The sequence below is a fragment of the Pseudomonas sp. KNUC1026 genome (genome assembly GCF_021650705.1).
Classification (GTDB): Bacteria; Pseudomonadota; Gammaproteobacteria; order Pseudomonadales; family Pseudomonadaceae; genus Aquipseudomonas.
Genome location: NZ_CP087138.1, coordinates 1,453,203 through 1,477,150, shown reverse-complemented (window position 1 = coordinate 1,477,150; position 23,948 = coordinate 1,453,203). Strand labels below are relative to the sequence as shown.

Genomic DNA, 23,948 nt, shown 5'->3' with positions numbered 1-23,948 from the left:
AATAAGGCGCCTGAACCGTGGCTCGTGGCTCAAGGTCGCCGGGTACTTCGCAGCCTCAGTGTGAAAACGCTCAAGGCATGTATTTCGAGCACGTCAACGGTCGACGGGCACTTTCGGCAACTGCCGCTTCGGGCGCCCTGACGCCCTGCCACTGGGCCCGTTCGATGATTTTTCGGGCCCAGTTGAGGTGTGTGGCGGGCTCGACCATCGCGCTGCCGTGCTTGAACACGGCAGGCGCGGATTCACTGACGATCAACCTCGCGCAATCGAGATCCTTGGCGCACACCCGGAAGGCTTCGTTGATCGGTGCGATCTGCGCCGGATGGATGGCGGTCTTGCCGACAAGCCCGTGGGAGATATCCAGCTGCAACTCCTGCCCGAGCAGGGCGGGGCTTGCCAACTGCTCGAACACCGGCGCGGTCAGCGAAAAGCCCTGAGCACCCAGCACGCCAGCCAGCATGGGAATCACATACCCCATAGGGGTCTGGTACAGCGTGGTGCAAGGGTTGCGCCGCAGGCCGAGGCAGCCCATCAGGTCGTTACCCCCGATACGCAATGCCAGAACCCGATCATTGAAGGCCTGGCGCAGTGCAGTGCCCAGCTCGAGCATGGCGGCAGGGCTATACACCTCGCGGGTCTCCAGCGTCGGCATCACCAGCAGCGCCGGGTTCTCCACTGCCGCGGCCCAGCGAGGCAACGACGTCAGCGAACATTTGGGCAGCACGAAACCGTCGATCGCTTCGATCTCGGGCCAGTCGTTTACTACCGCCGCCATGACCGCATCACGCGGTCGCACGAAGATGAGCGGGCTCCAGGTGCGGCGCTGGCCCTCGGCACGGATGGACCTCAGTACGGCCCTGAGCTGCCCGAGTGCTGCTTCCACGTCGCTGCCGGCGACCGAGTCCTCGAGGCAGATCACCAGTGAGCGCAGGCTCGGCAGCTTGCGGCCGCTGATCACCTCGAGAAGGTCACTACGGGTGGCTGGCATGTAGAGGGTGGCACCCAGTGCATAAGGAGAAACCCGAGCCATCAGCACACACTCCGAATCAGAGTGACGGCGCGGTAGGGGCCTAGCAAAGGGCCCACCTGCTGGACTTCGACTCCCGCACGCTCGGCCAGGTGGATGAGCAATTCGACGTCAGGGTCGCTTCGATCCTGTACCCACACCCGGTCCGGTACTCTGCGCAGCACGGCCCGGGTCGCCTCGGCGATGCCTGGCTTGAGCCGGTTGGGGTCGGCCACGTGCACACGTGCGGACAGGTCGCTGAGCACACACTTCGCCCGGGCCTGCAACGCAACGGCCTGTTCGGTTGACCATGGGCTGGCAGGGCTGGCCTCGACGCCCTCCCGGGCTGTTTCGATTCGTTCGATGAACAGCTGGGTCAGGTCGTGCTCGTGCAGGTGGTCGTAGACTACGCAACCATGCATGCCTCCATCAGCAGGCCAGACGGAGCGCGACACCAGGCCAGAAACCGTCGCACCCAGGATCCCGGAGGGAATGATCCAGTCTTCGGCCGACGCAGCGAGCCACGCTTTGCCGCAGGGATCGGCCAGCACGACCAGCCGGGGGCACTCGGGAAAACGTGAGTCGCAAGCAAGGCTTCGGTGAAGTTCGTCGCGGATGGCACCCTTGCCGGTCCAACCATCGACGAAGACGATGTTCGCCGCGCCATGCAGCGCAATGACATGCTCCAGAGCAACCGAATCGATACCACGGCCTCGCACGATGCTGATGCCGTAATGCTGTACATGGCAGCCCAGCCCGGTAAGGGCACGGCGAAGCAGTACGCCCAATGGCAGCCCCGCCCGTACGAAGGAAACCAGCGCAATGGGAGCGCCGGTGGAACGGTTCGCCAGCGCAAGCGCCAGGGACTGCACCTCCCGGGCCATCCGCGAAGCATTCTGGCCCATGGCACGCTCGAACAAGGCCAGGTGGGCGGCGCTGGGCGCATCTTCCTGGCCGATCATGTCCGAGTAGTGCTTTGCACTGGACTGGATCAGGCGCTCTTTTCGCGTACCGGTGTCAGCTCGAGCTGCACCGGCCTGAGCAGCAACTGGACGTCTTCCGGCGAGTAGCTTGCGCTGCCAACGGTGGTGAAACCCTGCGGTGCGTCAAGCATGGGCGCTCTCCACCACACGGGCCAGCTGGCTGTTGCAAGGGGTCGCCCAGAAATCGCACAGGCTCATGAAGCCCAGGTCACTGAGGCTGTCGCCAATGCCGATCACTGGCTGCTCGTCGGGCAACTGCAGGCGGGTTTTCAGGTAATGTTCCACGGCCGCGCGCTTGGACAACCCGGCAGGCATCAGCGCCAGGTTGTTGCCATTGAGGTGGGTATGCATCCCTTCGAGCAGGCCAGCACCGCGCAGCTGTCGCTCGACGAATGCCAGTTCAGCATCCGAGCCGTCGCAATGCTTCACCACCACATAGTGGCGTTGCTGTGCTTCCTCGATTACCCAGCTGCGCAGCGAGAGACTGTTTTGCGTCCCGATCTCGAGAACGCTATCGCGCAGTTGCGGCAGGCGCTGCCGGTAACCGGCAAGCCTTTCGTTCATCAACGCATGCCACTGGGCGTCTACCGTACGGTCCGGGTTCAGGATCAGCCCGCCATGGGCGCAGATCGCCGCCCCGTTGAAGCCCACCTGCACACGGCTGAACGCTTCGGCGCTGCGTGCGGTGACCGGTATCACCTCGGCGGTGTGCAACAGCCAGTCGGCGAAAGCTTTTTGCACAGGTGTTTGATAGCCGCTGATATTGCCGCTCAGGTCATAAGAGGCCGGATACCGAGCACCTTGCGAGGGCATTTTCCGGGCTGTTTGAAACAACGTGTCGTCCAGATCGACCAACACCAGCGGATGCTTACAGGCCATCGACGATGACCTCGGCATTGAGCGCCTTTACCAGGCAGGCGGGAACTGCGGGCTTATCGGTTTCGCTACAGAGGATCACACGGTCGAATTGCCCCGGCGCCACGTTGTAGAGAAAATTGGCGATGCCCAACCCGTAGTTGTCAGGAAAACTGAGCGCATGCTCGATGCAGTGCCCGAGTGCAATTGGCGAGCGCGTGGTTGAGCTGAAATGCACCTTCACTCCCGCCCTCTCCAGGCGCTCAGCCAACAGGAAAGGCTTCCAGACGAACTCGCCAGTGCCCAGTATCAGAACCGTTTCGCCAGGCTCGGCCTTGATGTCCAGGCCGAGGGTGTCCTCCACTGACCGAGTGCCGAGCCGGCCCCAGTCGTTTGCAGGGTCGATCGCCCACCTTCCGACGTTCACGGCGCTGGTATCGAGTGCCTGAGGCGACGGGGTGCCCGGGGCCTTGATGAACCGATATTCGCCGCTCAACAGTGAAACCTGAACCGCCTGGCCTCCAACACCCTGCGATACGGCCCCGTTGGACCAGTCGGTCAGTACACAGGTGACAACACGCTCAAGTTGATCGAGGCCGGCAGCCAGCAGCGCGCGATGCAGATTGATGAACGTCCTGCCAGTCGTGGCTTCGTCGTCCACCAGCACCAGAGAGCGGGCGCGCATCATCATGTCGCGCATCACAGGGTCCGGCGGAATGTGAATCAGGTGGGCGCTGGCATGACTGTGTTCTTCTTCGAATCGCACGAACACATCAGCAGCGACCGAGTGGCGAGTGCTGACGATGTACATCGTGTCCTGGCGCACCTGGCTGTAGGCGCGGTGCACACCAGCGCCGAGGCCCACAGCGGTCTCGGCCATGCCGATGACCAGGACCGGCCCCGGCAGGTCTGCTGGAATCCGGGCCGCCAGGCTTTGGTAGGTACGCTGCATCAGCGAGGGTTTTACCGGGATGTGCTTGCCGAGCACCCGGGAGACGAATAGAAATGCCCGTTTTGGATTGTGCCGCTCGGCAAAGCCGAAAAGCGACTCCGGCAAGACAGAGGAAGGATGAACATCGACCTCCAGCACGCCACGTTCGAACGATGCGCAAAGCCGGGAAAATGCTGGAGTTACTGCGGACTGTTCCATGCCATGAATCCTGCGGGTATCGGCCGTCGCCAGGCCGCCTTCACCCTGATTTTTGCTGTGATTTGACTATGGCTTGGGAGGGTATTCGCCAAGCCTCAGAAGGCAGCGATGCGCTTTCTGGTACGTTCGTACATTATGCGTTCGAGCCTGGGCTCTGCGTAGTAGGGCTTCCCGTATCGAAGGGCTGCTTTGTGTTGCGGTGTATGTATATTCTTGGGAAAAGCCCGCAGAATGGGCGTTCGAGCGTTATCCGAAGATCATGCGCAGGTTGGCAAAGCAGAGTTTTCTGCAGCGCTTTGAATCTGGTCGTCTCGCACATGCACACGGAGAAGCGAACAGATACAGGTCCGCGCTTAATGCCAAAGGCCTTTGTATCGTCGGCCCTCACCCAAGAGGCGGCTTTACCAAATGCAATGGCTGGAGCATAAAAAAACCCAGCACGATGGCTGGGCTTTTGCGGTGAGAGAGGCTCAGTGGGAACGCGGCTTTGCCGTTCCGTTATCCCGTTCCTCCAAAGCATCCTGATCAGAACCAGGATTGCCGGCAGGCGGAGTCCAATCGGCCGGCCGCTCCGTACCTTGCTTGGGTTCGGAAGGGGTTTGCTCCAGCCCTGAACTATGATCCTCGCCGGTATCGATTTCAGTTTGGTCTTTGCTCGCCATAGGCTTCTCCCTGCTGATTACCGTTGGTTGGGGCGCTTGAGATCCGGATCTTCCCCACCTGCTGGCTCGTCAGAGCCGGCCGGCCAATGGTCCTGGGAGTCGTCGCGGGGCGTCCCCGGGGCTGGGGTCAGGTCGGGCTCGATCTGTTCCACAGGCCGAGTCGCTGGCATTGCGGGGTCACTGGGCTTGATTTCCATGTTCACCTCGTTGGCAATAGGTAAGCAGTGGAGCCCTGGGCAGGGTGAAAAGTGCTATTGAATCGACCTCGTACGCAACCGACCGCATACCGCAGCCAAAGCGGCGCACCGATCCGGAAGCTTCAAGAAGTGCGCTGACCAAGCCAACAAAGCACTGTCGCGCAGCAAGAAGCAGAAAGCTTCAGCCAGATCGAGCCCGAAAGCCTTGCAGGCCAAGAGCGCCTCGGCGTCGTCATAAAGCTTGCTACCAGTACCGTGGAACCTTAGACGAGAAACCCCGGCGAGCCGGGGTTTGATCATCTACGACAGTCAGATCGCATGGCTGTAGAACAACGAGTAAGACTCGATGCCGTCGTTGGGCTGCTTGATGCTGCCATTGGAATAGTGGATCGCGCGGATCCCCACTTTCTGGGTCTCGCCGAACTTGAGGCCTGCGCCAATCCGATCTTCGAAGTTGAAGGCCGAGCCAAACTTCTGATCGCCTGCGGTGGTACCTGAAAACAGCGAAACCCCAATGCCCGCTTCCAGGAAAGGCTTGATGTTGCCTTGCCCGAATTCATAGACGAACACTGGCGCGAAGGAAATCGAATGCCGGCCGCCCGCCTCTTTACCGGCCTCCCAGTAGGTATAGCCGAAGTCCCAGTAGCCGGTCACCTTGCCGGCAGAGCTTTCAAGCCAGGATTTGTCCCAGTTGAAACCCAGAGCTGCACGAGCGGTGTAACCGCCCTGGCTGGTGGCGCCTACTGCGCCGGAGATATCGGCGGCCTGTGCATGAGTCGCCAAAGCACTCAAGGCCAAAAGCAAAGGGGCAATACTTTTTCTCATTTTTTACAACCCATCAGCGCGTTTTTAGGAATATGGCTGTATAGCAAATCGGAATTATGCGCTGACAAATCTGAAAAAGTCTTCATGAGTTGGAACAAAAGCTCCAACTTGAGTTTAGCGTCACAAGTGATGGATAAGCTCTGGGCTGGCTCGGCGGCCCAGAAAGTGACAAGCCCGGCATTAAGCCGGGCCTGAAGCGCTAGATCGCCGCTGAGGGCGGATCCTCCGGAGCCAAGGGGTCGTCATCTGGCAAAGGAAGCTCATGCTCGGGGTTCAATGGGATCTCACCTTCCCGGCCGGGGGCATCGGCCCCGCCGGGAAGGTCGGTCGGATCGACACTGGGCCGAGCCGGATCGGCCGGGCTGCCTGAGCCAGAATTGCCGCCAGCGCCGCCGGCCTGTTCGATATTGTTGTTCATACGCACCTCCATTGGCCAAGGCAACTTGCCTTGGCCGTACAGATTGGAGGCGATGGCGCATGGGTCGTGCCGGGAATCGGCTGAACGGTCGCGCCGTGTTCGCACCAGACTCTGCAAGCGCACATTGAGTTGGTCGACGAGGTATCAGCAGCGGGCTCGCGCAGGCTGATACTTACGATGTTGACAGGAGGCAGGCATGAAAAAAGAGAAGTCGCGCACATGAAAAAGCCCGGCTCTTTCGAAACCGGGCTAACTCATTGAAGAATATGGTCGGGACGGAGTGATTCGAACACTCGACCCCTTGCACCCCATGCAAGTGCGCTACCGGGCTGCGCTACGCCCCGACTAGGCGTTTAAACCTGTTCCCGTTAGCAGCGGGAACGGGGAGAAAGATACTCTAACCCCTGAATATAGGAAGCTTTTTTTCACTTTTTTGCAGCAGCGCCAGGCCAGATCAAAATGTGCCTGAGACGGGTATGAAAAAGCCCACACAAGGTGGGCTATTTTTTCAGGACTACCAGCACGTCCTCCAGCTCGCTGATCATCTGCTTGATCAACTGCCGATATTGCGTGGTGTCGTCCTTGGCTTCATCACCGGAGAGGCGCAGGCGTGCACCCCCGATGGTAAAGCCCTGGTCGTAGAGCAGCGCGCGGATCTGGCGAATCATCAGCACGTCCTGGCGCTGATAATACCGACGGTTACCCCGCCGCTTGACCGGGTTGAGCTGCGGAAACTCCTGCTCCCAATACCGGAGCACATGTGGCTTGACCGCACACAAGTCGCTTACTTCACCGATGGTGAAGTAGCGCTTGCCGGGTATGGGCGGAAGTTCGTCGTTATGACTTGGTTCCAGCATAGGCTTCAACTCGGGCTTTCAATTTCTGCCCTGGACGAAAGGTAACGACGCGGCGCGCCGTGATCGGGATTTCTTCACCCGTTTTCGGGTTGCGGCCAGGCCGCTGCCGTTTGTCTCGCAGGTCGAAATTGCCGAAACCGGACAATTTGACCTGCTCGTTGTCTTCGAGCGCGTGCCTGATTTCCTCGAAAAACAGCTCAACCAATTCCTTGGCTTCGCGTTTGTTCAGGCCCAGCTCTTCGTACAGACGTTCGGCCATCTCAGCTTTCGTCAGAGCCCCCATACGTCACTTCCTTAACGTGGCGTTCAACCTGGTTTCAAGCGAGGTGAGGATACTTTGGGTGGTGGTGTTCACCTCTTCGTCGGTAAGAGTGCGCGAAGGATGCTGCCAGGTCAAGCCAACCGCCAGGCTTTTTCTATGCGGATCAATGCCTTTACCCTGGTACACATCGAACAGCTTGAGGTCGGTAAGCCATTCCCCGGCATTGCTGCGGATGTCACTGAGTACCGCTTCGGCCGCTACGCTTTGGTCGACCACCAACGCCAGGTCGCGGCGCACTTCCGGGAAGCGCGAAAGCTCCTTGAACGTCGGCAGGCGGCCCACGGCAACCTCCGACAGCAGCAACTCGAACACGTACAGTGTGCGATCCAGCCCCAGAGCCTTGGACATCTCCGGGTGCAGCGCGCCGATGTAACCCACTTCGCGACCGTCGCGCTCGATACGAGCCGTCTGGCCAGGGTGCAGCGCCGGGTGGCTGCCAGGGACGAAGGTAAAGCTGGCGAGCGCACCGGCGTGCCCCAGGATCGCTTCTACGTCAGCCTTGACGTCGAAGAAGTCGAGCTTGTCATTGCCATTGGCCCAGGCTTCAGGCTGGCGGTTGCCGCACGCTACACCGGCAAGCATCGGCTCCTGTTTGAGCCCGTCGAGCTGGCCGACGAAGCGCAGGCCGCTTTCGAAAAGGCGCACGCGGGTCTGCTGGCGGTTCAGGTTGTGCTGGACGGCGCTGACCAGCCCTGGCCACAACGATACGCGCATGGCGGCCATGTCGGCGGAGATGGGGTTGGCCAGGGTCAGTGGCTGAACACCTGGATTGAAGCGCTCGAACAGTTTCGGGTCGATGAAGCTGTAAGTGATCGCTTCCTGGTAACCACGGGCGACCAGCAAGCGGCGCAGCGCCGGCAGCTCGGCTTTTTCTTCGCTGCGCTGCTCGGGCGCCAGGCGCGCTTGCGGGTAACGAACCGGCAGGCGGTTATAGCCATACAGGCGCGCCAGCTCTTCGATCAGGTCCACTTCCAGGCTGATGTCGAAGCGGTGGCTGGGCACATTGACGGTCCACTGCCCTGCTGCGCTGCTGGTGATACCCAGGCCGAGCCCACCGAGCAGTTGCTCGATCTCGCCGGCACTGAGCTCCAGGCCCAACATCTGGCTGACGCGCTCGGCACGCAAGGTGACCGGCGCAATGCAAGGCAGGTGTTCGGCGCTGAGGGCCTCGATGACCGGCCCCGGTTCACCGCCGGTAATCTCCAGCAGCAATGCACTGGCGCGCTCGATCGCCTCACGGGCGAGGTTGAAATCCACGCCGCGCTCGAAGCGGTGCGAAGCATCGGTATGCAGGCCGTAGGAACGGGCCTTGCCGGCAACCGATACGGGCTCGAAAAAGGCACTTTCCAGGAACAGGTCGCGGGTGCCTGCGGCAACGCCGCTGTGCTCACCGCCCATTACCCCGGCGATGGCCAATGCGCGCTCGTGGTCGGCAATCACCAGGGTATCGCTGCGCAGAGTGACTTCCTGGCCGTCGAGCAGCACCAGTTTTTCGCCCTCGTCGGCCATGCGCACGCGCACGCCGCCACGGATCTCGCCCAGGTCGAAGGCATGCATTGGCTGGCCCAACTCGAGCATCACGTAGTTGGTGATGTCGACAGCGGCATCGATGCTGCGAATATCGCTGCGGCGCAGGCGCTCGACCATCCACAGCGGTGCCGGGCGGGAGAGGTCCACGTTCTTGACCACACGGCCCAGGTAGCGTGGGCACGCAGCAGGCGCCAGCAACTCGACCGGCCGAGTTTCCTGGTTCACCGGCGCGACAGGCAGCACTTCGGGGCGGGTGACCCTGGCGTTGTACAGCGCGCCGACTTCACGTGCCAGGCCCGCCAGCGACAGGCAGTCGCCACGGTTGGGGGTCAGGCCCAGCTCGATGCTGGCATCGTCCAGGTCCAGGTACTCACGAATGCTCTGGCCCACGGGCGCATCGGCCGGCAGCTCCATCAGGCCGTCGTTTTCTTCGCTGATCTGCAACTCTGCCGCCGAGCAGAGCATGCCATTGGACTCGATGCCACGCAGCTTGGCCTTCTTGATCTTGAAGTCGCCGGGAAGCTCGGCACCGATTTGCGCAAAAGGAATTTTCAGGCCGGGGCGCACATTAGGCGCACCGCACACCACCTGGAAGGTCTCCTTGCCATCGCTGACCTGGCAAACCCGCAGCTTGTCGGCATCAGGGTGTTGCTCGGTGGCCAGTACCTGGCCCACCACTACGCCTGAGAATTGGCCGGCTGCGGGAATGACCGCGTCGACTTCCAGGCCTGCCATCGACAGGCGCGCGACCAGTTCGTCGCGGTTCGCTTGCGGGCTTACCCAGCCGCGCAGCCAGTTTTCACTGAATTTCATGCTGATCCGTTCTCCAGAAACCTGTTAGCGAAATTGCGCGAGGAAGCGCAAGTCGTTGTCGAAGAACAGGCGCAAATCATTGACGCCATAACGCAGCATCGCCAGGCGCTCGGCGCCCATCCCGAAGGCGAACCCCGAGTACTCTTCCGGGTCGATGCCGCTCATGCGCAGCACATTGGGGTGCACCATGCCGCAGCCCATCACCTCCAGCCAGCCGGTCTGCTTGCAGACGCGGCAGCCTTTGGCGTTGCAGATCACGCAGCCGATGTCCACTTCCGCAGACGGTTCGGTGAAAGGAAAGAACGAGGGGCGAAAGCGCACCGGCAGGTCTTTTTCGAAGAACACCCGCAGAAATTGCTCGATGGTGCCCTTCAAGTCGGCGAAGTTGATGTCCTTGTCGATCAGCAGGCCTTCGACCTGGTGAAACATCGGCGAGTGGGTCAGGTCGGAATCGCAGCGGTATACGCGGCCCGGGCAGACGATGCGGATCGGCGGCTGCGAGCTTTCCATGGTGCGCGCCTGCACAGGCGAGGTGTGGGTGCGCAACAGCATGTTTGCATTGAAATAGAAGGTATCGTGCATCGCCCGCGCCGGGTGGTGGCCGGGGATGTTGAGCGCTTCGAAGTTGTGGTAGTCGTCTTCAACTTCAGGGCCTTCGGCGATGCCGTAGCCGATGTGGGTGAAGAAGTTCTCGATGCGCTCGAGAGTACGGGTGATCGGATGCAGGCCACCGGAGGTCTGGCCCCGCCCTGGCAGGGTTACATCGATACGCTCGGCCGCGAGCTTCTGGTTCAGCTCGGCTTCTTCGAAAGCGGCTTTGCGAGCGTTGAGCAGGACGGTCACGCGCTCCTTGGCGGCATTGACCAACGCGCCAACCTTGGGGCGCTCTTCGGCGGGGATGTCGCCGAGGGTTTTCATTACCGAAGTGAGCTCGCCTTTCTTGCCAAGGTAGTTGACCCGGATCTGCTCCAGGGCGGCGATGTCTTCAGCGCGCTCCACGGCCTCCAGGGCTTGGGAGACGAGCGCATCCAGGTTTTCCATGTAGAACTCCAAGGCACCAGATACGAAAAGGGGAAGAGCTTGAAGGCCCTTCCCCTATTCAAAGGTTCAACAACCGGCATCGCCGCAAGCGGCTAGCCGGTGATTGCCGGGGACTCAAGCCAGAGCGGCTTTCGCTTTCTCGACAATCGCAGCGAATGCTGCTTTTTCGGTCACAGCCAGGTCGGCCAGAACCTTGCGGTCGATTTCGATCGACGCTTTTTTCAGGCCAGCAATCAGGCGGCTGTAAGACAGACCGTTGGTGCGGGCACCGGCGTTGATACGAGCGATCCACAGGGCGCGGAACTGACGCTTCTTCTGACGACGGTCGCGGTAGGCGTATTGGCCAGCCTTGATGACGGCTTGCTTGGCAACGCGGAACACGCGCGAGCGTGCACCATAGTAGCCTTTGGCAAGTTTCAGAATTTTCTTGTGACGCTTACGGGCGATGACGCCACGCTTAACACGAGCCATGAGTAGTTTCCTCTAATCCGGGGGGCAAGAATTAACGCAGGCGAAGCATGCGTTCGACTTTCTGCATGTCAGCGGCATGCAGTTGGGAAGCACCACGCAGTTGGCGCTTACGCTTGGTCGACATCTTGGTCAGGATGTGGCTCTTGAAAGCGTGCTTGTGCTTGATGCCGTTACCGGTAACCCGGAAACGCTTCGCAGCACCGCTTTTGGTTTTCATTTTTGGCATGTTCAAACTCCGCATTCATATGGATAAAGATAACCGCAAGGCCTGCCGTGCCCTGGAGGTTATTTCTTGCGTTTGGGTGCGATGACCATCAACAGTTGACGCCCTTCCATTTTGGGCTGCTGTTCAACGGCGCCGTATTCGGCGAGGTCGGCTTCGACCCGCTTCAACAGCTCCATGCCCAGCTCCTGGTGAGCCATTTCGCGGCCACGGAATCTCAGAGAGATCTTGGCCTTGTCCCCTTCACTCAGGAAACGTACCAGGTTGCGCAGTTTTACCTGGTAATCCCCTTCTTCCGTCCCTGGACGAAACTTGATTTCTTTGATCTGAATCTGCTTCTGGTTCTTCTTCGCGGCATTCTGCTGCTTCTTCTTTTCGAAGAGGTGCTTGCCGTAGTCCATCACCCGGCAAACAGGCGGCAGGGCTTCCGCGGAGATCTCTACCAGATCCAGCTTCGCTTCTTCAGCGACACGAAGCGCTTCTTCAATAGAGACGATACCGATCTGCTCGCCATCGGCACCAATCAACCGCACCTCACGGGCGGAGATGTTTTCGTTGATCGGGGCCTTGGGGGCAGTACGTTTGTCCTGTCTCATTTCACGCTTAATAATCGTTACTCCAAATCTTGGCGACCACGCCGGGAAACCGCCTGCGCAAGCATTTCCTGGAAGCGCGCGACCGGGACCGAGCCCAGGTCAGCGCCTTCGCGAGTGCGCACGGCGACTGTTTGTGTCTCAACCTCCCGATCGCCGATCACCAGCAGATAGGGAACCTTGAGCAAAGTATGCTCGCGGATTTTAAAGCCAATTTTCTCGTTTCTCAAGTCGGACTTGGCACGGAAGCCGCTTGAGGTGAGCAAAGCCTCGACTTCCCGGGCGAATTCGGCCTGGTTGTCGGTGATATTCATGATCACCACCTGGGTTGGGGCCAGCCAGGCAGGGAACGCGCCTTCGTAGTGCTCGATGAGAATGCCGATGAAGCGCTCGAACGACCCCAGAATGGCGCGGTGCAGCATGACAGGGTGGCGGCGGTCATTGTCTTCGGAGACGTATTCGGCACCCAGGCGGATCGGCAGGTTGAAGTCGAGCTGAAAGGTACCACATTGCCATACGCGACCCAGGCAATCCTTCAGCGAGAATTCGATTTTCGGCCCGTAGAAGGCACCCTCGCCCGGCTGCAGGTCGTATTCGAGCCCTGCATTTTTCAGCGAAGCAGCCAGCGCAGCCTCAGCCTTGTCCCACAGCTCGTCGGCACCCACGCGCTTTTCCGGGCGAGTGGAGAGCTTCATCTGGATTTCTTCGAAGCCGAAATCCTTGTACACGTCCAGGGTCAGGTGAATGAAGGCTTCGGCCTCGGCCTGCATCTGCTCTTCGGTGCAGAAGATATGGCCGTCGTCCTGAGTGAAACCGCGCACCCGCATGATCCCGTGCAGCGCGCCGGAAGGCTCGTTGCGGTGGCAGGCGCCGAATTCGGCCAGGCGCAGCGGCAGCTCGCGGTAGCTTTTCAGGCCCTGGTTGAACACCTGCACATGGCATGGGCAGTTCATCGGCTTGATGGCGTAGTCGCGGCTTTCCGACTCGGTGGTGAACATGTTGTCGGCGTAATTGGCCCAGTGGCCGGACTTTTCCCACAGGCTGCGATCGACTACCTGGGGCGTCTTGATCTCCAGATAGCCGTTATCGCGCTGCAACTTGCGCATGTATTGCTCGAGCACCTGGTACACCGTCCAGCCATTGGGGTGCCAGAACACCATGCCGGGGGCTTCTTCCTGGGTGTGGAACAGGCCCAGGCGCTTGCCGAGCTTGCGGTGGTCACGCTTTTCGGCTTCCTCGATGCGCTGGATGTAAGCGGCCAGCTGCTTCTTGTCGGCCCAGGCGGTGCCGTAGACACGCTGCAGCTGCTCGTTCTTGGAGTCGCCGCGCCAGTAGGCGCCCGACAGCTTGGTCAGCTTGAATGCCTTGAGAAAGCGAGTGTTCGGCACGTGCGGGCCACGGCACATGTCGACGTATTCTTCGTGGTAGTACAGGCCCATCGCGGTTTCGTCGGGCATGTCTTCGACCAGGCGCAGCTTGTACTCCTCGCCACGGGCCTGGAACACCTCGATGACCTCGGCGCGCGGGGTCACCTTCTTGACCACGTCGTAGTCCTTGTCGATCAGCTCGCGCATGCGCGCTTCGATCGCAGCCAGGTCGTCCGGGGTAAAGGGGCGCTCGTAGGCGATGTCGTAATAGAACCCTTCGTCGATCACCGGGCCGATGACCATCCTGGCCGTGGGATACAACTGCTTGACCGCGTGACCTACAAGGTGCGCGCAGGAGTGGCGGATGATCTCCAGGCCTTCGTCGTTCTTCGGCGTGATGATCTCCAGGCGAGCATCGCTGCTGATCACATCGCAGGCATCGACCAGCTTGCCGTCGACCTTGCCGGCCACGGTGGCCTTGGCAAGGCCCGAGCCAATGCTGGCGGCGACCTCGGCGACACTGACGGGATGATCGAATGAACGGACGCTGCCGTCGGGAAGGGTAATATTGGGCATGGCGCTTCCTCTGCCTAGTGGTGACCCCTACCAAAGGTCACGTGGGTCGGGATGAGCCAGTACGCGATCCGCGCGGGTCGCCTGCCTCACAGTGGCAGGAGCCGCTAGGCCAACCCAGGGCAGACCGGTGAACTGGAACAAAACTCGATAATGGCCGGCCAACATAGCCGGGCCGGGGATGCTAGCACAGTTATCCGCGTGCGGGCTGTGAACTTGAGCGGTGCCAGCCTCTCGAATGCAACGAGCCTGTCATGACCCAGGAGACTTATTTATGCGCCTGCTCGCTTTGCTGCCCCTCACCGCGGCCCTGGCCGCCTTCGCCCCACTGGCCGCCAACGCTGCCTGGCCACCCGGCGCCCAACAGCAGTACATGAACGATTGCGTGGCCACTGCTCAGCAATCGGTGGACCCTGCCAAGGCCAAGGCACACTGCGGTTGCGGCGCCCAGGTGATCGAAAAAGAGTTCACCACCGCCGAGATCACTCAACTGATGAGCACCAACCCACCGCCCACCGTTGCGCTGCGTGACCGCCTCGAAAAGGCCGTTCAGGTATGCAAAGCGTCGTAATCAGGCATTTTTTGCCCTGGCGCATGCTTTTTTCCGGCACGGCAGTTCCCAATGGCCGATTTCCGTCTATGATGGCCTGACGCACTCAGCGGAGCTGAGGCGGCACGATCGTTTTCATGTTTCTGGAGATACACCCCATGTCCAATCGCCAACAAGGCACCGTCAAATGGTTCAACGATGAGAAGGGCTACGGCTTCATTACCCCCGCTAGCGGTGGTGATGACCTGTTCGTACACTTCAAGGCGATTGAATCCGACGGTTTCAAAAGCCTGAAAGAAGGCCAAGCGGTCTCTTTCGTCGCTGAGAAAGGCCAGAAAGGCATGCAAGCCGCCCAGGTTCGCCCTGAGTAACACGCACGCTCGCTTCAAGGGAAACCCGCCTCACGGCGGGTTTTCTTTTTCCGGGGCTCAGCCCAGGAAGAGCCGGTACGCAGGGTTGTGGCTCTCATCCCACCATTGGCAGCCCAACCCGCCCAGCCAGGCGGACACCTCGCCCCGCTCATGCACGGGCACCTGCAGCCCGGCAAACACACGTGCGTGGGCAGATCCATGATTACGATAGTGAAACATGCTGATATTCCAGCGCTGGCCGAGCCGCTCCAGAAATTCCAGCAGCGCGCCTGGGCGCTCGGGGAATTCGAAGCGCACGACGAACTCCTCGCCCGACGAGGCGGCATGGCCGCCGACGGTGTGACGCACGTGCAGCTTGGCCAACTCGTTGTCGGTCAGGTCAAGCACATCGAAGCCACGCCCAGCCAGATCTTCGAGCAGCGCCACGCGTGGGTCACTTTCGGGATGAGTTTGCACGCCCACGAACAGGCATGCGTGGCGTGGGTCGTTGTAACGGTAATTGAACTCTGTGATCTGCCGCCGGCCCAGCGCCTGGCAGAACAGCCTGAAACTGCCTGGCTGCTCGGTCACGGTCACAGCGATGATCGCCTCGCGCTGCTCACCCAGCTCGGCACGCTCGGCGATATGGCGCAGCCGGTCGAAATTGACGTTGGCCCCCGAGTTCACCGCCACCAGCGTTTGCCCGCCGATCCCTTCACGTGACACATAACGCTTGAGCCCGGCCACCGCCAACGCGCCGGACGGCTCGCAGATGGCCCGAGCATCGTCGTAGATGTCCTTGATGGCTGCGCACAACTCGTCGCCGCTGACCGTGATGACCTCGTCCACCGCCACCTGGCACACCTCGAAGCAGTGCTCGCCGATCCGGGCCACCGCGACACCGTCGGCGAACGTGCCCACTTGGTCGAGCGTCACCGGCTCACCGGCACGCAGGGCCGCCTGCAGGCAATTGGAGTCCTCCGGCTCGACGCCGATCACTTTCACCTCTGGGCGCAAGTATTTGATGTAGGCGGCCACCCCTGCCACCAGCCCGCCGCCGCCAACCGGCACGAAGACCGCATCGAGCCGGCCGCTGTGCTGGCTCAGGATCTCCATGGCCACGGTGCCTTGGCCTGCGATCACGTCCGGATCGTCAAAAGGCGGCACGAATGTCATGCCCTGCGCAGCGAGGCGCCGGGCTTCGGCCAGGGCCTGGGGGAAGGCATCACCGTGCAGCACCGCTTCACCACCGCGCGCGAGCACACCTGCCACTTTCAACTCAGGTGTGGTGGTCGGCATCACGATCGTGGCCTTGATGCCCATGTGCTGGGCGGCCAGCGCCACGCCTTGAGCATGATTACCAGCGGAGGCTGTGACCACGCCGCGGGCGCGCTCCTGCTCGGTCAGCTGCGCCAGGCGGTTGCTGGCGCCGCGCACCTTGAAGGAAAAGGTCGGTTGCAGGTCTTCGCGCTTGAACATCACCTGGTTGCCCAACCGCTCGGACAATGCCGGCGCTACCTGCAAGGGGGTCTGCACCGCAAGGTCGTACACCCGAGCGGCCAGAATCCGGCGCACGTAATGAGCCAGCAGCGAGGTGGTGTAAAAAGCGGTGCGGGTTTCGACGACGGCGGCCATGCGTTCTCCGGTGTTTTCAAAAAGCCCCGGAAGCATGTTGCGCTGGGTGATCAGACCCGCCTCCAGGGCGGGTCAGGTGCTAATGCGCTAGCCCGCCATGCTGATAATGGCGGTAATAATGCTGGGCTGGCGCAGTGGCTGGAATGTGCTCATGGCGGCGAAGCTAACCCGGCCCGAGCCGCCCCGTCAACCGTTCGTCGAACAGCAGGCACTGGCCCGCTCGATGCGCAGCCAAAGCTTAGGTACCCATCCTGAGAGTGGTCATCATGAAAATCACCTCCCTGGCCCTCGCGGCCACCCTTGGCCTGTTCAGCGCAGGCGCCTTCGCCGATGCCAGCACCGGCACTACTCAACCCTCGCCAAAAGGCAGCGACCCATCCTCCGTAGGCGTGCCTTCGGGATCAGGCAGCGGTATGCCCAATGGCAATACCGATGGCTCGGCCACCCCGCGTGCGCCCGGCAATAGCATGGGCAAACCGCAAAATGGCGGCAACCCCGAAGGCAGCAGCATGGGTGCAACCGAGCCGCAGAACAGCAGAGACGCTATCCAGAACGGCGGCACGGGCTCCGAGGGTGGCGCCTCAGGCGGCGCAAGCAAATAAGAGGAGCTCACCATGACCAGCAAAGCCCCTAACGATGACGCCAAGGGTCAACCGGCACCAGACAGCGGCCGGAACGACCCGGCCATCGACCCGAAGGGTGAACCCGAGGCCGGTTCCGCACACAGCCAGCCCGAGAAGGCCAAGCCACAGAACGGCGACAGCACCACCGCCGAAGGCAACAGCTACAGCCCCGATTTCGAGCCTGAGCGCAAGCCTGAGCAAGCGCCGGGGAAAACGCCTCGCGACGCGGACATCGATACCGACGGCGGCTGATTGCGCATTTCGTTCAATACCGTGAGAACGCCGTAGCCCTAACGTGCCCCTCGAACTTGTACAGCTTCGAGGGGCTTTATGCATCTGGACCTTTCAATGGCCGGCTTCGCGCTGGCGACTTCCATCACTCCCGGCCCGGTAAACCTGGTGGCGCTGGCCGGTGCCAGCCGTCATGGGCTGCGCCCTGCCCTGCGCCATGTCACCGGGGCAACGCTGGGGTTTATCGTGCTGTTGTTGGCAAATGGCGCGGGCCTTCTGGCGGTATTGACCAGCTTCGATGGGGTGAACCAGGCGCTGCGCGTCGGCGGCATCGCCTACCTGCTGTGGCTTGCCTGGGGGCTTGCACGTGACAACGGCGAACTCGGCGCCGCCACGGGCGGGCCTCCCGGCTACTGGCGCGGCGCGCTGATGCAGTGGCTCAACCCCAAGGCCTGGATGGCCTGTGCGGCCGGGGTCGCGGCATTCGTCGAGGGCCCACAGAGCATCGCGCGATTCGCTGCGATCTACCTGGTGGTGTGCTGGTTGTCGCTGGCGTGCTGGGCCTGGGCAGGCGCATTCCTTCAACATCGCTTGGGTGACGCCAGGCGCTGGCGGCTGTTCAACCGTTCGATGGCAGCGCTGCTGGCGGCTAGCGCCGGCTACCTGTGGCTGGCACGGTAGTGGCCGGGCGTAGCGGCCAAGTGGCGTTTGAAGGTGCGTTGCAGGTGCGCCTGGTCGGCGAACCCGGCCCACTGTGCCGCCTCGGCGATGCTCGCGCCGCTGCGCAAATGCGCCCTCGCCCGCTGCAAGCGGCGGTCGAGCACGAAGGCATGAGGAGTGAAGCCGTAGCGGCGCTTGAAGCTGCGAATCAATTGGGACGGTGAAAGGTCAGCCACGGCGCATAGCTGCTCAAGCGTGAGCGGTTGCTCGCAGTGCTCGCGGATGAAAGCTTCGGTACGGCGCAGGCGGCGGTCATCTTCCGCCACGGGGCAGGCGAAGGGATGCAGGTGCCCCACCAGCGCCATCCCCCACTCTGCCAGCGACTGCTGGCGGCCCAGCAGGTCGGGCTGGCGCAAGCCTTGATGAAGTTCGATCAGCCCGTTGTAAAGCGAAGGCGCACAGCTGTGAGTGATCGTGGAAGGCTGCCAGCCAAGGCCGCCTTTGAGCCCGGCCTGCCGCTGGCATTCGTGCAGCCAGGCCACGTCCACATAGAACATCAGGTACGCCCATGGCTCACCGGCCACGGGGTTGCAGGCGTGCAGGTCGCCAGGGTTCACCAGCACGACGCTGCCGGCAGCCACCTGCTGGCGCTGGCGCAGGTTCAGATACCCGCTGCGCCCGGCAGTGATGGCGCCGATGGAGAAGGTTTCATGGCTATGGGCCGCGTGCCCATGGCAGCGGCCGTCGAGCACATGCCGGGCCTCGATGGCGGGCAAGGCAGGGTCACGCCAGAATGTGGACGGTTCACTCATGCCGGTAGCCTCCGTGGCAGGGCGCTCAGCTTAGCCGCCTGCACCTGCGGCGGGAAGCACCGGCGGCGCCCAGGCAAGCGTGCTGCCCAACAACCAGAGCAGCAGCAACACCAGGGGTGCATGCACCAGCAGCTGCACGAAACAAAAACCGATCAGGTCCCGGGCGCGCAGCCCCAGCACACCCAGCAGCGGCAACATGTAGAACGGGTTGATCAGGTTTGGCAGCGCTTCAGCGGCGTTGTAGATCTGCACCGCCCAGCCCATGTGGTACTGCAGGTCATGTGCCACTTGCATCACATAGGGCGCCTCGATGACCCACTTGCCGCCACCGGAGGGAATAAAGAAACCCAGGACTGCAGAATACAGCCCCATCAGCACGGCGTAGGTATCGTGAGTCGCCACCTGGGTAAACGCGGTGGCGATGTGATGAGCCAGCGCCTGGCCGTCACTGCCCTTGACTGTGGTCAGGATCGCAGCGATCGAGCCATAGAGCGGGAATTGAATCAGCACGCCAGTGGTGCTGGGTACCGCGCGGGCTACTGCATCGAGGAAGCTGCGCGGGCGCCAGTGCAGCAGCGCGCCGAGCATGAGGAACAGGAAGTTGTAGGTATTGAGCCCGGAGATGGCGATGATCGCCGGCTTGCTGCTGAACTCGCGAAACAACCAGCCCGCCGCCAGCGCCACCAGCACCAGGGTCAGCAGCGGGCTGTGCTCCAGCCATTCACCCGGCCGGGTGCGCACGATTGGCGCAGGGGGCTCCAGCCCAGGCGTCACGCCGCAGGCATGTGCATCACGGGCAGCCTCCGGCCCTGGCGCGGTGGCCCAGGCCAAAGCCACGGAAACCACCATCAGCACCAGCAGCAATGCACCGGACTGCCACAGGAAGATGGTTTGGGTGAAAGGAATGATGCCGGTGATGCCGACGATGGATGCCGGCAAGCTGCCCGGATTGGCCTGCAGCTGCGCTGCCGAAGACGACAACCCCAACGCCCAGACAGCGCCCAGGCCCAGATAGGCCGCAGCACCTGCTGCGCGGTAGTCCATGCGCAAATCGGTACGTGCAGCCAGCGCCCGCACCAGCAGGCCGCCAAACACCAGTGAAAGCCCCCAGTTGAGCAGCGAGGCCAGCATCGACACCAGCGCCACCCACGCTACCGCACTGCGGCCACTGCGCGGCAGCCGTGCCAGGCGGGCGATCAACGCAGCCGCTGGCGGTGAACTGGCAACCACATAACCGCCAATGACCACGAAGGCCATTTGCAACGTGAACGGGATCAGACTCCAGAAGCCGTCACCAAAGGCCCCCGCCGTCGCTGCCGGCGAGCCGCCCATCGCCATTGCGCCCAGGGCAACCGCCAGAACAGCCACGGCCGCGAACACCCAGGCATCGGGAAACCAGCGTTCGGCAAAGTTCGAACACATCAACGCGAAACGGGCCAGTGGTCTTTCTTGAGCGGACGCAGGCATTGGGCAGTACCTTTTTGGAATTGTTGTGTACTGCATTAAAGCAGCTCGCTGCTCCCAGGCCGCGCAATGCGCTGTGGGGACACTTGTGCGACCTTGGTTCTTGGTATACCGTAATACCACACACCACCAACCAGAATTCCAAAAAGGGGAATCCAAGTGGCCTTTGAAATCCGCAAGATCGTCACCTACTCCGAGCAGACCTTCATCGAAGCCGGCAAAGCCACCGATACCCCGGTGACCATGGTCGGCCTGGCCGCTGTGATCAAGAACCCGTGGGCCGGCCAAGGCTTCGTCGAAGACCTCAAGCCGGTCATCAAGGCCAACTGCTCCGAGTTGGGCGCGCTGATGGTCGAGCGCCTGACCGCGGCCATCGGTGGTGCCGAGCGCATCCAGGCTTACGGCAAAGCCGCCGTGATCGGCGCCGACGGCGAGATCGAACACGCCTCGGCCGTGATCCATACCCTGCGCTTTGGCAACCACTATCGTGAAGCGGTACAGGCCAAGAGCTACCTGAGCTTCACCAACAAGCGCGGCGGCCCCGGCACCTCGATCCAGATCCCGATGATGCACAAGGACGACGAAGGCCTGCGCTCGCATTACATCACCCTGGAAATGCAGATCGAAGATTCGCCGCGCGCCGACGAGATCGTCATCGTGCTGGGTGCCGCCGACGGCGGCCGCCTGCACCCGCGCATCGGCAACCGCTACATCGATCTGGAAGAGCTGGCCGCGGAAAAGGCGCAGCAGTAATGAAGGCCGCCACCGCGCAATGCACACCCGCCGGCACTGCCTATCAGGGTGGCCGGCCAGGGCCCCGCCGTGGTGTTGATCCACGGCGTAGGCCTGAACCAGCACATGTGGGGCGGCCAGGTCGTAGGCCTGGCCGGCCACTTCCAGGTGATTACCTACGACATGCTTGGCCACGGTGACAGCGCTCTGCCCCCGCCGGACGCCAGCCTTGAGACGTATGCAGCCCAGCTTCAGGAACTGCTCGACCATCTGAGTATCGAGCGTGCGGCGGTGGTGGGCTTTTCCATGGGCGGCCTGGTCGCCCGAGCCTTTGCACTGGAGTTCCCCGAGCGGTTGCGCGCGATGGTGGTCCTCAACAGCGTTTTCGACCGCAGCCCCGAGCAGCGCGCGGGCGTGGTCGCACGCACGCAGCAGGTGGCCGAATTCGGCCCGGACGCCAACGTCGAGGCCGCCCTGGCGCGCTGGTTCAGCCTGGAGTATCAGGCTGCCAGCGCCGCACAAATCCAGGCCATCCGCCAGGTGCTGTCTGGCAATCACCCGCAAGGCTACCTGACCACTTACGCGCTGTTCGCCACTCAGGACATGTACCGCGCCGATGAACTGGGCGGCATTACCGCCCCGACCCTGGTCGCCACCGGTGAGCTCGATCCCGGCTCGACGCCGGAAATGGCCCGCCAGCTGGCCGCACGCATCCCGGGTGCGCAGGTACAGATCCTCGAAGAACAACGGCATATGATGGCAGTGGAATCGCCGCGCCTGGTCAACCAGATGCTGCTGCCTTTCCTCGCCAATGCAAACCGCCTGGAGCACCAGGCCAAGGGGAATGTTGCATGAGCCTCGCCCAGTTCAAGATGTGCATCGGCGGCCAGTGGCAGGACGCCGCCAGTGGCCGCACCTTCGAAAGCCTCGACCCGGCCACCGCCACACCCTGGGCACGCCTGCCCGATGCGGCCGAGGAAGACGTGGAGCGCGCTGTGCAGGCTGCTCAAGACGCCTTTGAAAGCCCCGCCTGGCGGACGCTCACCGCCACCGCGCGCGGCAAACTGCTGCGCCGGCTGGGTGACCTGATCGCCGAAAACAAGGAGCACCTGGCCCAGCTCGAAAGCCGTGACAACGGCAAGCTGATCCGCGAAACCCGCGGCCAGGTGGGCTACCTGCCCGAGTTCTTCTATTACACCGCAGGCCTTGCCGACAAACTCGAAGGTGGCACCCTGCCGCTGGACAAGCCCGACCTGTTCGCCTACACCACCCACGAGCCGCTGGGCGTGGTGGCCGGGATCATTCCCTGGAACAGCCCGCTGTACCTGACCGCGATCAAGCTGGCGCCGGCTTTGGCGGCCGGCAACACCATCGTGCTCAAGCCCAGCGAACACGCCTCGGCCACCCTGCTTGAGCTGGCACGCCTGGCGCTGGAAGCCGGCATTCCACCGGGCGTGGTGAACGTGGTCACAGGCTTCGGCCCGAGCACCGGCGCTGCGCTGGTGCGCCATCCGCTGGTGCGCAAGGTCGCCTTCACCGGTGGCGCAGCGACGGCCCGGCATGTGGTGCGCGGCACTGCTGACAACTTCGCCAAACTGTCGCTGGAGCTGGGCGGCAAGTCGCCCAACATCATTTTCGAAGACGCAGACCTGGACAGCGCCATCAACGGCGTGGTGGCCGGCATCTACGCGGCCTCCGGGCAAAGTTGCGTGGCCGGCTCGCGCCTGCTGGTGCAACGTTCGATCTATCACGGTTTCATCGAAAGGCTAATCGAGCGCGCCAAACGCATCCGCATCGGCAGCCCGCAGGCTGACGACAGCGAGATGGGCCCGATGGCCACGGCGCAGCAGTTGGAGGTGGTCGAGCGCCTGGTGGCCACGGCGCTGGCCGAAGGCGCGACCCTGCGCCTGGGCGGCAAGCGCGCACAAACCGGTACCGACGGCTGGTTCTATGAACCAACCCTGTTCGAATGCGACAGCCACTCGATGACCATCATGCAGGAGGAAGTCTTCGGCCCGGTCGCCTCGGTGATACCCTTCGACACCGAAGAAGAGGCCCTGGCACTGGCCAACGACTCGCAGTTCGGCCTGGCCGCCGGCATCTGGACGCGCGACCTGGGCCGTGCCCACCGCTTGGCGCGTGACGTGCGTTCGGGGATCATCTGGGTCAATACCTACCGCGCAGTCTCGGCCATGGCGCCGATCGGCGGTTTCAAGAACAGCGGCTATGGCCGTGAGAGCGGCATCGAATCAGTGCTGGCGTACACCGAGCAGAAAACCGTGTGGATCAACCTGTCCACTGCGCCCATGCCCGACCCGTTCGTCATGCGCTGAGCCTGGAGTTAACGATCATGATCGACCCGAACACCTACAAAGAAGTGATGGCCTCGTTCCCCTCGGGCGTGACCGTGGTCACCACCCTGGATGCAGACCGGCAGATCGTCGGCATCACCGCCAGCGCCTTCAGCGCGCTGTCGCTGGACCCGGCACTGGTACTGTTCTGCCCCAACTACACCAGCAACACCTACCCGCTGCTGGTGAAGAACAAGCAGTTCGCCATTCACCTGCTCGCCGGCGAAATGCAGCCCCATGCCTTCGCCTTCGCCAGCAAGGACAAGGAAAAGGCACGCTTGCACGAATGGGAGCTGAGCGAGCTGGGCAACCCGTTGCTCAAGGGCGCCACGGCGATCATCGAGTGCAGCCTGTGGCGCGAGTACGAAGGCGGTGATCACGCGATCATCGTCGGCGAGGTACAAAACCTGATCCTGCCGCAGGAGCCGGTAGTACCGATGATCTACCACAAGGGCAAGATGGGCGCGCTGCCGGCGTTCTGCTGACAGTGGCTGTTGAGCTTGGCGCGTAGCAATGGAAAGATACGCAGCATGTTTGGCCGGCTCGAGTGTCGACATGGACCTGGAATGTGGGAGGGCGGCTATGCCGCGCGAGGTGCGCATCTTGAAGATGAATGCGTCGCACGGCATAGCCGCCCTCCCACACCCCCTCTCC

26 protein-coding genes, 1 tRNA gene and 2 pseudogenes are annotated in these 23,948 nt (G+C 62.3%); 9 read left to right on the top strand and 20 right to left on the bottom strand.

The features are described 5' to 3' along the window. Positions 1-70 precede the first annotated feature (70 nt). The 17 genes and pseudogenes from LN139_RS06655 to thrS all read right to left on the bottom strand — a co-directional run bounded on the left by LN139_RS06655 (position 71) and on the right by thrS (position 13,889). Positions 71-1,030: an HpcH/HpaI aldolase/citrate lyase family protein gene (locus LN139_RS06655; RefSeq protein WP_236359247.1), complete on the bottom strand. Its 960-nt coding sequence runs from the start codon at positions 1,028-1,030 to the stop codon at positions 71-73. Further along, a pseudogene (locus LN139_RS06650) lies at positions 1,030-2,120 on the bottom strand (cysteine protease StiP domain-containing protein). Before LN139_RS06650 ends, LN139_RS06655 begins: the two are co-directional and overlap by 1 nt. Then, entirely contained in the window at positions 2,113-2,868 is a 756-nt protein-coding gene (locus LN139_RS06645) for a trehalose phosphatase (RefSeq protein ID WP_236359246.1), read from the bottom strand. The pseudogene LN139_RS06650 and the gene LN139_RS06645 overlap by 8 nt, the downstream one beginning before the upstream one ends. Continuing rightward, a complete protein-coding gene (locus tag LN139_RS06640; protein WP_236359245.1) occupies positions 2,858-3,994 on the bottom strand; it encodes a phosphoribosyltransferase domain-containing protein in 1,137 nt (378 codons plus the stop codon). Before LN139_RS06640 ends, LN139_RS06645 begins: the two co-directional genes overlap by 11 nt. A gap of 470 nt (positions 3,995-4,464) precedes the next feature. Next, the gene (locus LN139_RS06635; protein WP_236359244.1) at positions 4,465-4,656 is read right to left on the bottom strand and encodes a hypothetical protein; all 192 of its coding nucleotides are present in this window, start codon (positions 4,654-4,656) and stop codon (positions 4,465-4,467) included. A 17-nt stretch (positions 4,657-4,673) separates the two neighbouring features. Further along, positions 4,674-4,853, bottom strand: a complete 180-nt coding sequence (locus tag LN139_RS06630) for a hypothetical protein (RefSeq protein ID WP_236359243.1) — start codon at positions 4,851-4,853, stop codon at positions 4,674-4,676. Positions 4,854-5,162: 309 nt separating this feature from the next. Then, positions 5,163-5,678, bottom strand: coding sequence for an acyloxyacyl hydrolase (locus LN139_RS06625; protein WP_236359242.1), 516 nt, complete (start codon positions 5,676-5,678; stop codon positions 5,163-5,165). 199 nt (positions 5,679-5,877) lie between these two features. After that, on the bottom strand, positions 5,878-6,096 hold the full coding sequence (locus tag LN139_RS06620) for a hypothetical protein (RefSeq protein ID WP_236359241.1): 219 nt from the start codon (positions 6,094-6,096) through the stop codon (positions 5,878-5,880). 267 nt (positions 6,097-6,363) lie between these two features. Further along, positions 6,364-6,440, bottom strand: a tRNA-Pro gene (locus tag LN139_RS06615). A gap of 156 nt (positions 6,441-6,596) precedes the next feature. Next, a complete protein-coding gene (locus tag LN139_RS06610) occupies positions 6,597-6,953 on the bottom strand; it encodes a MerR family transcriptional regulator (protein ID WP_097083864.1) in 357 nt (118 codons plus the stop codon). Next, positions 6,934-7,236: an integration host factor subunit alpha gene (gene ihfA, locus LN139_RS06605; protein WP_002553164.1), complete on the bottom strand. Its 303-nt coding sequence runs from the start codon at positions 7,234-7,236 to the stop codon at positions 6,934-6,936. Before ihfA ends, LN139_RS06610 begins: the two co-directional genes overlap by 20 nt. Positions 7,237-7,239: 3 nt before the next feature. Then, positions 7,240-9,618 carry a phenylalanine--tRNA ligase subunit beta gene (pheT, locus tag LN139_RS06600; protein ID WP_236359240.1) on the bottom strand — a complete coding sequence of 793 codons (2,379 nt, stop codon included), beginning with the start codon at positions 9,616-9,618 and terminating at the stop codon, positions 7,240-7,242. A 24-nt stretch (positions 9,619-9,642) separates the two neighbouring features. Next, entirely contained in the window at positions 9,643-10,659 is a 1,017-nt protein-coding gene (gene pheS, locus LN139_RS06595) for a phenylalanine--tRNA ligase subunit alpha (RefSeq protein WP_236359239.1), read from the bottom strand. 114 nt (positions 10,660-10,773) lie between these two features. Further along, positions 10,774-11,130 (bottom strand): 50S ribosomal protein L20, encoded by a 357-nt coding sequence (rplT, locus tag LN139_RS06590; RefSeq protein WP_097083861.1) that lies wholly within the window; start codon positions 11,128-11,130, stop codon positions 10,774-10,776. Between the two features lie 31 nt (positions 11,131-11,161). Continuing rightward, positions 11,162-11,356, bottom strand: a complete 195-nt coding sequence (gene rpmI / locus LN139_RS06585; protein WP_236359238.1) for a 50S ribosomal protein L35 — start codon at positions 11,354-11,356, stop codon at positions 11,162-11,164. 59 nt (positions 11,357-11,415) lie between these two features. Next, complete coding sequence (infC, locus tag LN139_RS06580) at positions 11,416-11,949, bottom strand: translation initiation factor IF-3 (protein ID WP_236359237.1); 534 nt, start codon at positions 11,947-11,949, stop codon at positions 11,416-11,418. A 17-nt stretch (positions 11,950-11,966) separates the two neighbouring features. Continuing rightward, entirely contained in the window at positions 11,967-13,889 is a 1,923-nt protein-coding gene (gene thrS, locus LN139_RS06575) for a threonine--tRNA ligase (protein WP_236359236.1), read from the bottom strand. Positions 13,890-14,160: 271 nt separating this feature from the next. Here thrS and LN139_RS06570 point away from each other — a divergent pair, with 271 nt between their 5' ends. Both LN139_RS06570 and LN139_RS06565 read left to right on the top strand, forming a co-directional pair. After that, a complete protein-coding gene (locus LN139_RS06570) occupies positions 14,161-14,457 on the top strand; it encodes a hypothetical protein (RefSeq protein WP_236359235.1) in 297 nt (98 codons plus the stop codon). A 137-nt stretch (positions 14,458-14,594) separates the two neighbouring features. Beyond that, positions 14,595-14,807 carry a cold-shock protein gene (locus tag LN139_RS06565; RefSeq protein ID WP_236359234.1) on the top strand — a complete coding sequence of 71 codons (213 nt, stop codon included), beginning with the start codon at positions 14,595-14,597 and terminating at the stop codon, positions 14,805-14,807. A gap of 57 nt (positions 14,808-14,864) precedes the next feature. On the opposite strand, the gene ilvA is transcribed toward LN139_RS06565, so the two are convergent. Continuing rightward, positions 14,865-16,421: a threonine ammonia-lyase, biosynthetic gene (ilvA, locus tag LN139_RS06560; RefSeq protein ID WP_236359233.1), complete on the bottom strand. Its 1,557-nt coding sequence runs from the start codon at positions 16,419-16,421 to the stop codon at positions 14,865-14,867. Positions 16,422-16,687: 266 nt separating this feature from the next. On the opposite strand from ilvA, the gene LN139_RS06555 reads away from it, so the two are divergent. From LN139_RS06555 to LN139_RS06545, 3 genes are all read left to right on the top strand, one after another. Beyond that, complete coding sequence (locus LN139_RS06555; protein WP_236359232.1) at positions 16,688-17,023, top strand: hypothetical protein; 336 nt, start codon at positions 16,688-16,690, stop codon at positions 17,021-17,023. 12 nt (positions 17,024-17,035) lie between these two features. Beyond that, complete coding sequence (locus LN139_RS06550) at positions 17,036-17,296, top strand: hypothetical protein (protein ID WP_236359231.1); 261 nt, start codon at positions 17,036-17,038, stop codon at positions 17,294-17,296. 78 nt (positions 17,297-17,374) lie between these two features. After that, a complete protein-coding gene (locus LN139_RS06545; RefSeq protein WP_236359230.1) occupies positions 17,375-17,956 on the top strand; it encodes a LysE family translocator in 582 nt (193 codons plus the stop codon). On the opposite strand, the gene LN139_RS06540 is transcribed toward LN139_RS06545, so the two are convergent. Together LN139_RS06540 and LN139_RS06535 are read right to left on the bottom strand one after the other, a co-directional pair. After that, entirely contained in the window at positions 17,935-18,747 is an 813-nt protein-coding gene (locus LN139_RS06540; RefSeq protein WP_236359229.1) for an AraC family transcriptional regulator, read from the bottom strand. The genes LN139_RS06545 and LN139_RS06540 overlap by 22 nt on opposite strands. A 30-nt stretch (positions 18,748-18,777) precedes the next feature. Beyond that, the gene (locus tag LN139_RS06535; RefSeq protein WP_236359228.1) at positions 18,778-20,214 is read right to left on the bottom strand and encodes a short-chain fatty acid transporter; all 1,437 of its coding nucleotides are present in this window, start codon (positions 20,212-20,214) and stop codon (positions 18,778-18,780) included. Between the two features lie 156 nt (positions 20,215-20,370). Here LN139_RS06535 and LN139_RS06530 point away from each other — a divergent pair, with 156 nt between their 5' ends. From LN139_RS06530 to LN139_RS06515, 4 genes and pseudogenes are all read left to right on the top strand, one after another. Then, positions 20,371-20,964 (top strand): amino acid synthesis family protein, encoded by a 594-nt coding sequence (locus LN139_RS06530; RefSeq protein ID WP_236359227.1) that lies wholly within the window; start codon positions 20,371-20,373, stop codon positions 20,962-20,964. After that, positions 20,964-21,798, top strand: a pseudogene (locus LN139_RS06525) (alpha/beta fold hydrolase). The gene LN139_RS06530 and the pseudogene LN139_RS06525 overlap by 1 nt, the downstream one beginning before the upstream one ends. Continuing rightward, complete coding sequence (locus tag LN139_RS06520; RefSeq protein WP_236359226.1) at positions 21,795-23,276, top strand: aldehyde dehydrogenase; 1,482 nt, start codon at positions 21,795-21,797, stop codon at positions 23,274-23,276. Before LN139_RS06525 ends, LN139_RS06520 begins: the two are co-directional and overlap by 4 nt. 17 nt (positions 23,277-23,293) lie before the next feature. Further along, positions 23,294-23,779 carry a flavin reductase family protein gene (locus LN139_RS06515; protein WP_236359225.1) on the top strand — a complete coding sequence of 162 codons (486 nt, stop codon included), beginning with the start codon at positions 23,294-23,296 and terminating at the stop codon, positions 23,777-23,779. Positions 23,780-23,948 lie beyond the last annotated feature (169 nt).

What these genes read in the sequence shown, in the direction of transcription:
- LN139_RS06655 (WP_236359247.1), bottom strand. Translation starts at nt 1,030, where the DNA reads ATGGCTCGGGTTTCTCCTTATGCACTGGGTGCCACCCTCTACATGCCA.
- LN139_RS06565 (WP_236359234.1), top strand. Translation starts at nt 14,595, where the DNA reads ATGTCCAATCGCCAACAAGGCACCGTCAAATGGTTCAACGATGAGAAG.
- pheT (WP_236359240.1), bottom strand. Translation starts at nt 9,618, where the DNA reads ATGAAATTCAGTGAAAACTGGCTGCGCGGCTGGGTAAGCCCGCAAGCG.
- LN139_RS06545 (WP_236359230.1), top strand. Translation starts at nt 17,375, where the DNA reads ATGCATCTGGACCTTTCAATGGCCGGCTTCGCGCTGGCGACTTCCATC.
- thrS (WP_236359236.1), bottom strand. Translation starts at nt 13,889, where the DNA reads ATGCCCAATATTACCCTTCCCGACGGCAGCGTCCGTTCATTCGATCAT.
- pheS (WP_236359239.1), bottom strand. Translation starts at nt 10,659, where the DNA reads ATGGAAAACCTGGATGCGCTCGTCTCCCAAGCCCTGGAGGCCGTGGAG.
- LN139_RS06625 (WP_236359242.1), bottom strand. Translation starts at nt 5,678, where the DNA reads ATGAGAAAAAGTATTGCCCCTTTGCTTTTGGCCTTGAGTGCTTTGGCG.
- LN139_RS06640 (WP_236359245.1), bottom strand. Translation starts at nt 3,994, where the DNA reads ATGGAACAGTCCGCAGTAACTCCAGCATTTTCCCGGCTTTGCGCATCG.
- rplT (WP_097083861.1), bottom strand. Translation starts at nt 11,130, where the DNA reads ATGGCTCGTGTTAAGCGTGGCGTCATCGCCCGTAAGCGTCACAAGAAA.
- LN139_RS06555 (WP_236359232.1), top strand. Translation starts at nt 16,688, where the DNA reads ATGAAAATCACCTCCCTGGCCCTCGCGGCCACCCTTGGCCTGTTCAGC.
- rpmI (WP_236359238.1), bottom strand. Translation starts at nt 11,356, where the DNA reads ATGCCAAAAATGAAAACCAAAAGCGGTGCTGCGAAGCGTTTCCGGGTT.
- LN139_RS06635 (WP_236359244.1), bottom strand. Translation starts at nt 4,656, where the DNA reads ATGGCGAGCAAAGACCAAACTGAAATCGATACCGGCGAGGATCATAGT.
- LN139_RS06620 (WP_236359241.1), bottom strand. Translation starts at nt 6,096, where the DNA reads ATGAACAACAATATCGAACAGGCCGGCGGCGCTGGCGGCAATTCTGGC.
- LN139_RS06535 (WP_236359228.1), bottom strand. Translation starts at nt 20,214, where the DNA reads ATGCCTGCGTCCGCTCAAGAAAGACCACTGGCCCGTTTCGCGTTGATG.
- LN139_RS06550 (WP_236359231.1), top strand. Translation starts at nt 17,036, where the DNA reads ATGACCAGCAAAGCCCCTAACGATGACGCCAAGGGTCAACCGGCACCA.
- LN139_RS06630 (WP_236359243.1), bottom strand. Translation starts at nt 4,853, where the DNA reads ATGGAAATCAAGCCCAGTGACCCCGCAATGCCAGCGACTCGGCCTGTG.
- infC (WP_236359237.1), bottom strand. Translation starts at nt 11,949, where the DNA reads ATGAGACAGGACAAACGTACTGCCCCCAAGGCCCCGATCAACGAAAAC.
- LN139_RS06610 (WP_097083864.1), bottom strand. Translation starts at nt 6,953, where the DNA reads ATGCTGGAACCAAGTCATAACGACGAACTTCCGCCCATACCCGGCAAG.
- ihfA (WP_002553164.1), bottom strand. Translation starts at nt 7,236, where the DNA reads ATGGGGGCTCTGACGAAAGCTGAGATGGCCGAACGTCTGTACGAAGAG.
- LN139_RS06645 (WP_236359246.1), bottom strand. Translation starts at nt 2,868, where the DNA reads ATGGCCTGTAAGCATCCGCTGGTGTTGGTCGATCTGGACGACACGTTG.
- ilvA (WP_236359233.1), bottom strand. Translation starts at nt 16,421, where the DNA reads ATGGCCGCCGTCGTCGAAACCCGCACCGCTTTTTACACCACCTCGCTG.
- LN139_RS06570 (WP_236359235.1), top strand. Translation starts at nt 14,161, where the DNA reads ATGCGCCTGCTCGCTTTGCTGCCCCTCACCGCGGCCCTGGCCGCCTTC.
- LN139_RS06515 (WP_236359225.1), top strand. Translation starts at nt 23,294, where the DNA reads ATGATCGACCCGAACACCTACAAAGAAGTGATGGCCTCGTTCCCCTCG.
- LN139_RS06540 (WP_236359229.1), bottom strand. Translation starts at nt 18,747, where the DNA reads ATGAGTGAACCGTCCACATTCTGGCGTGACCCTGCCTTGCCCGCCATC.
- LN139_RS06520 (WP_236359226.1), top strand. Translation starts at nt 21,795, where the DNA reads ATGAGCCTCGCCCAGTTCAAGATGTGCATCGGCGGCCAGTGGCAGGAC.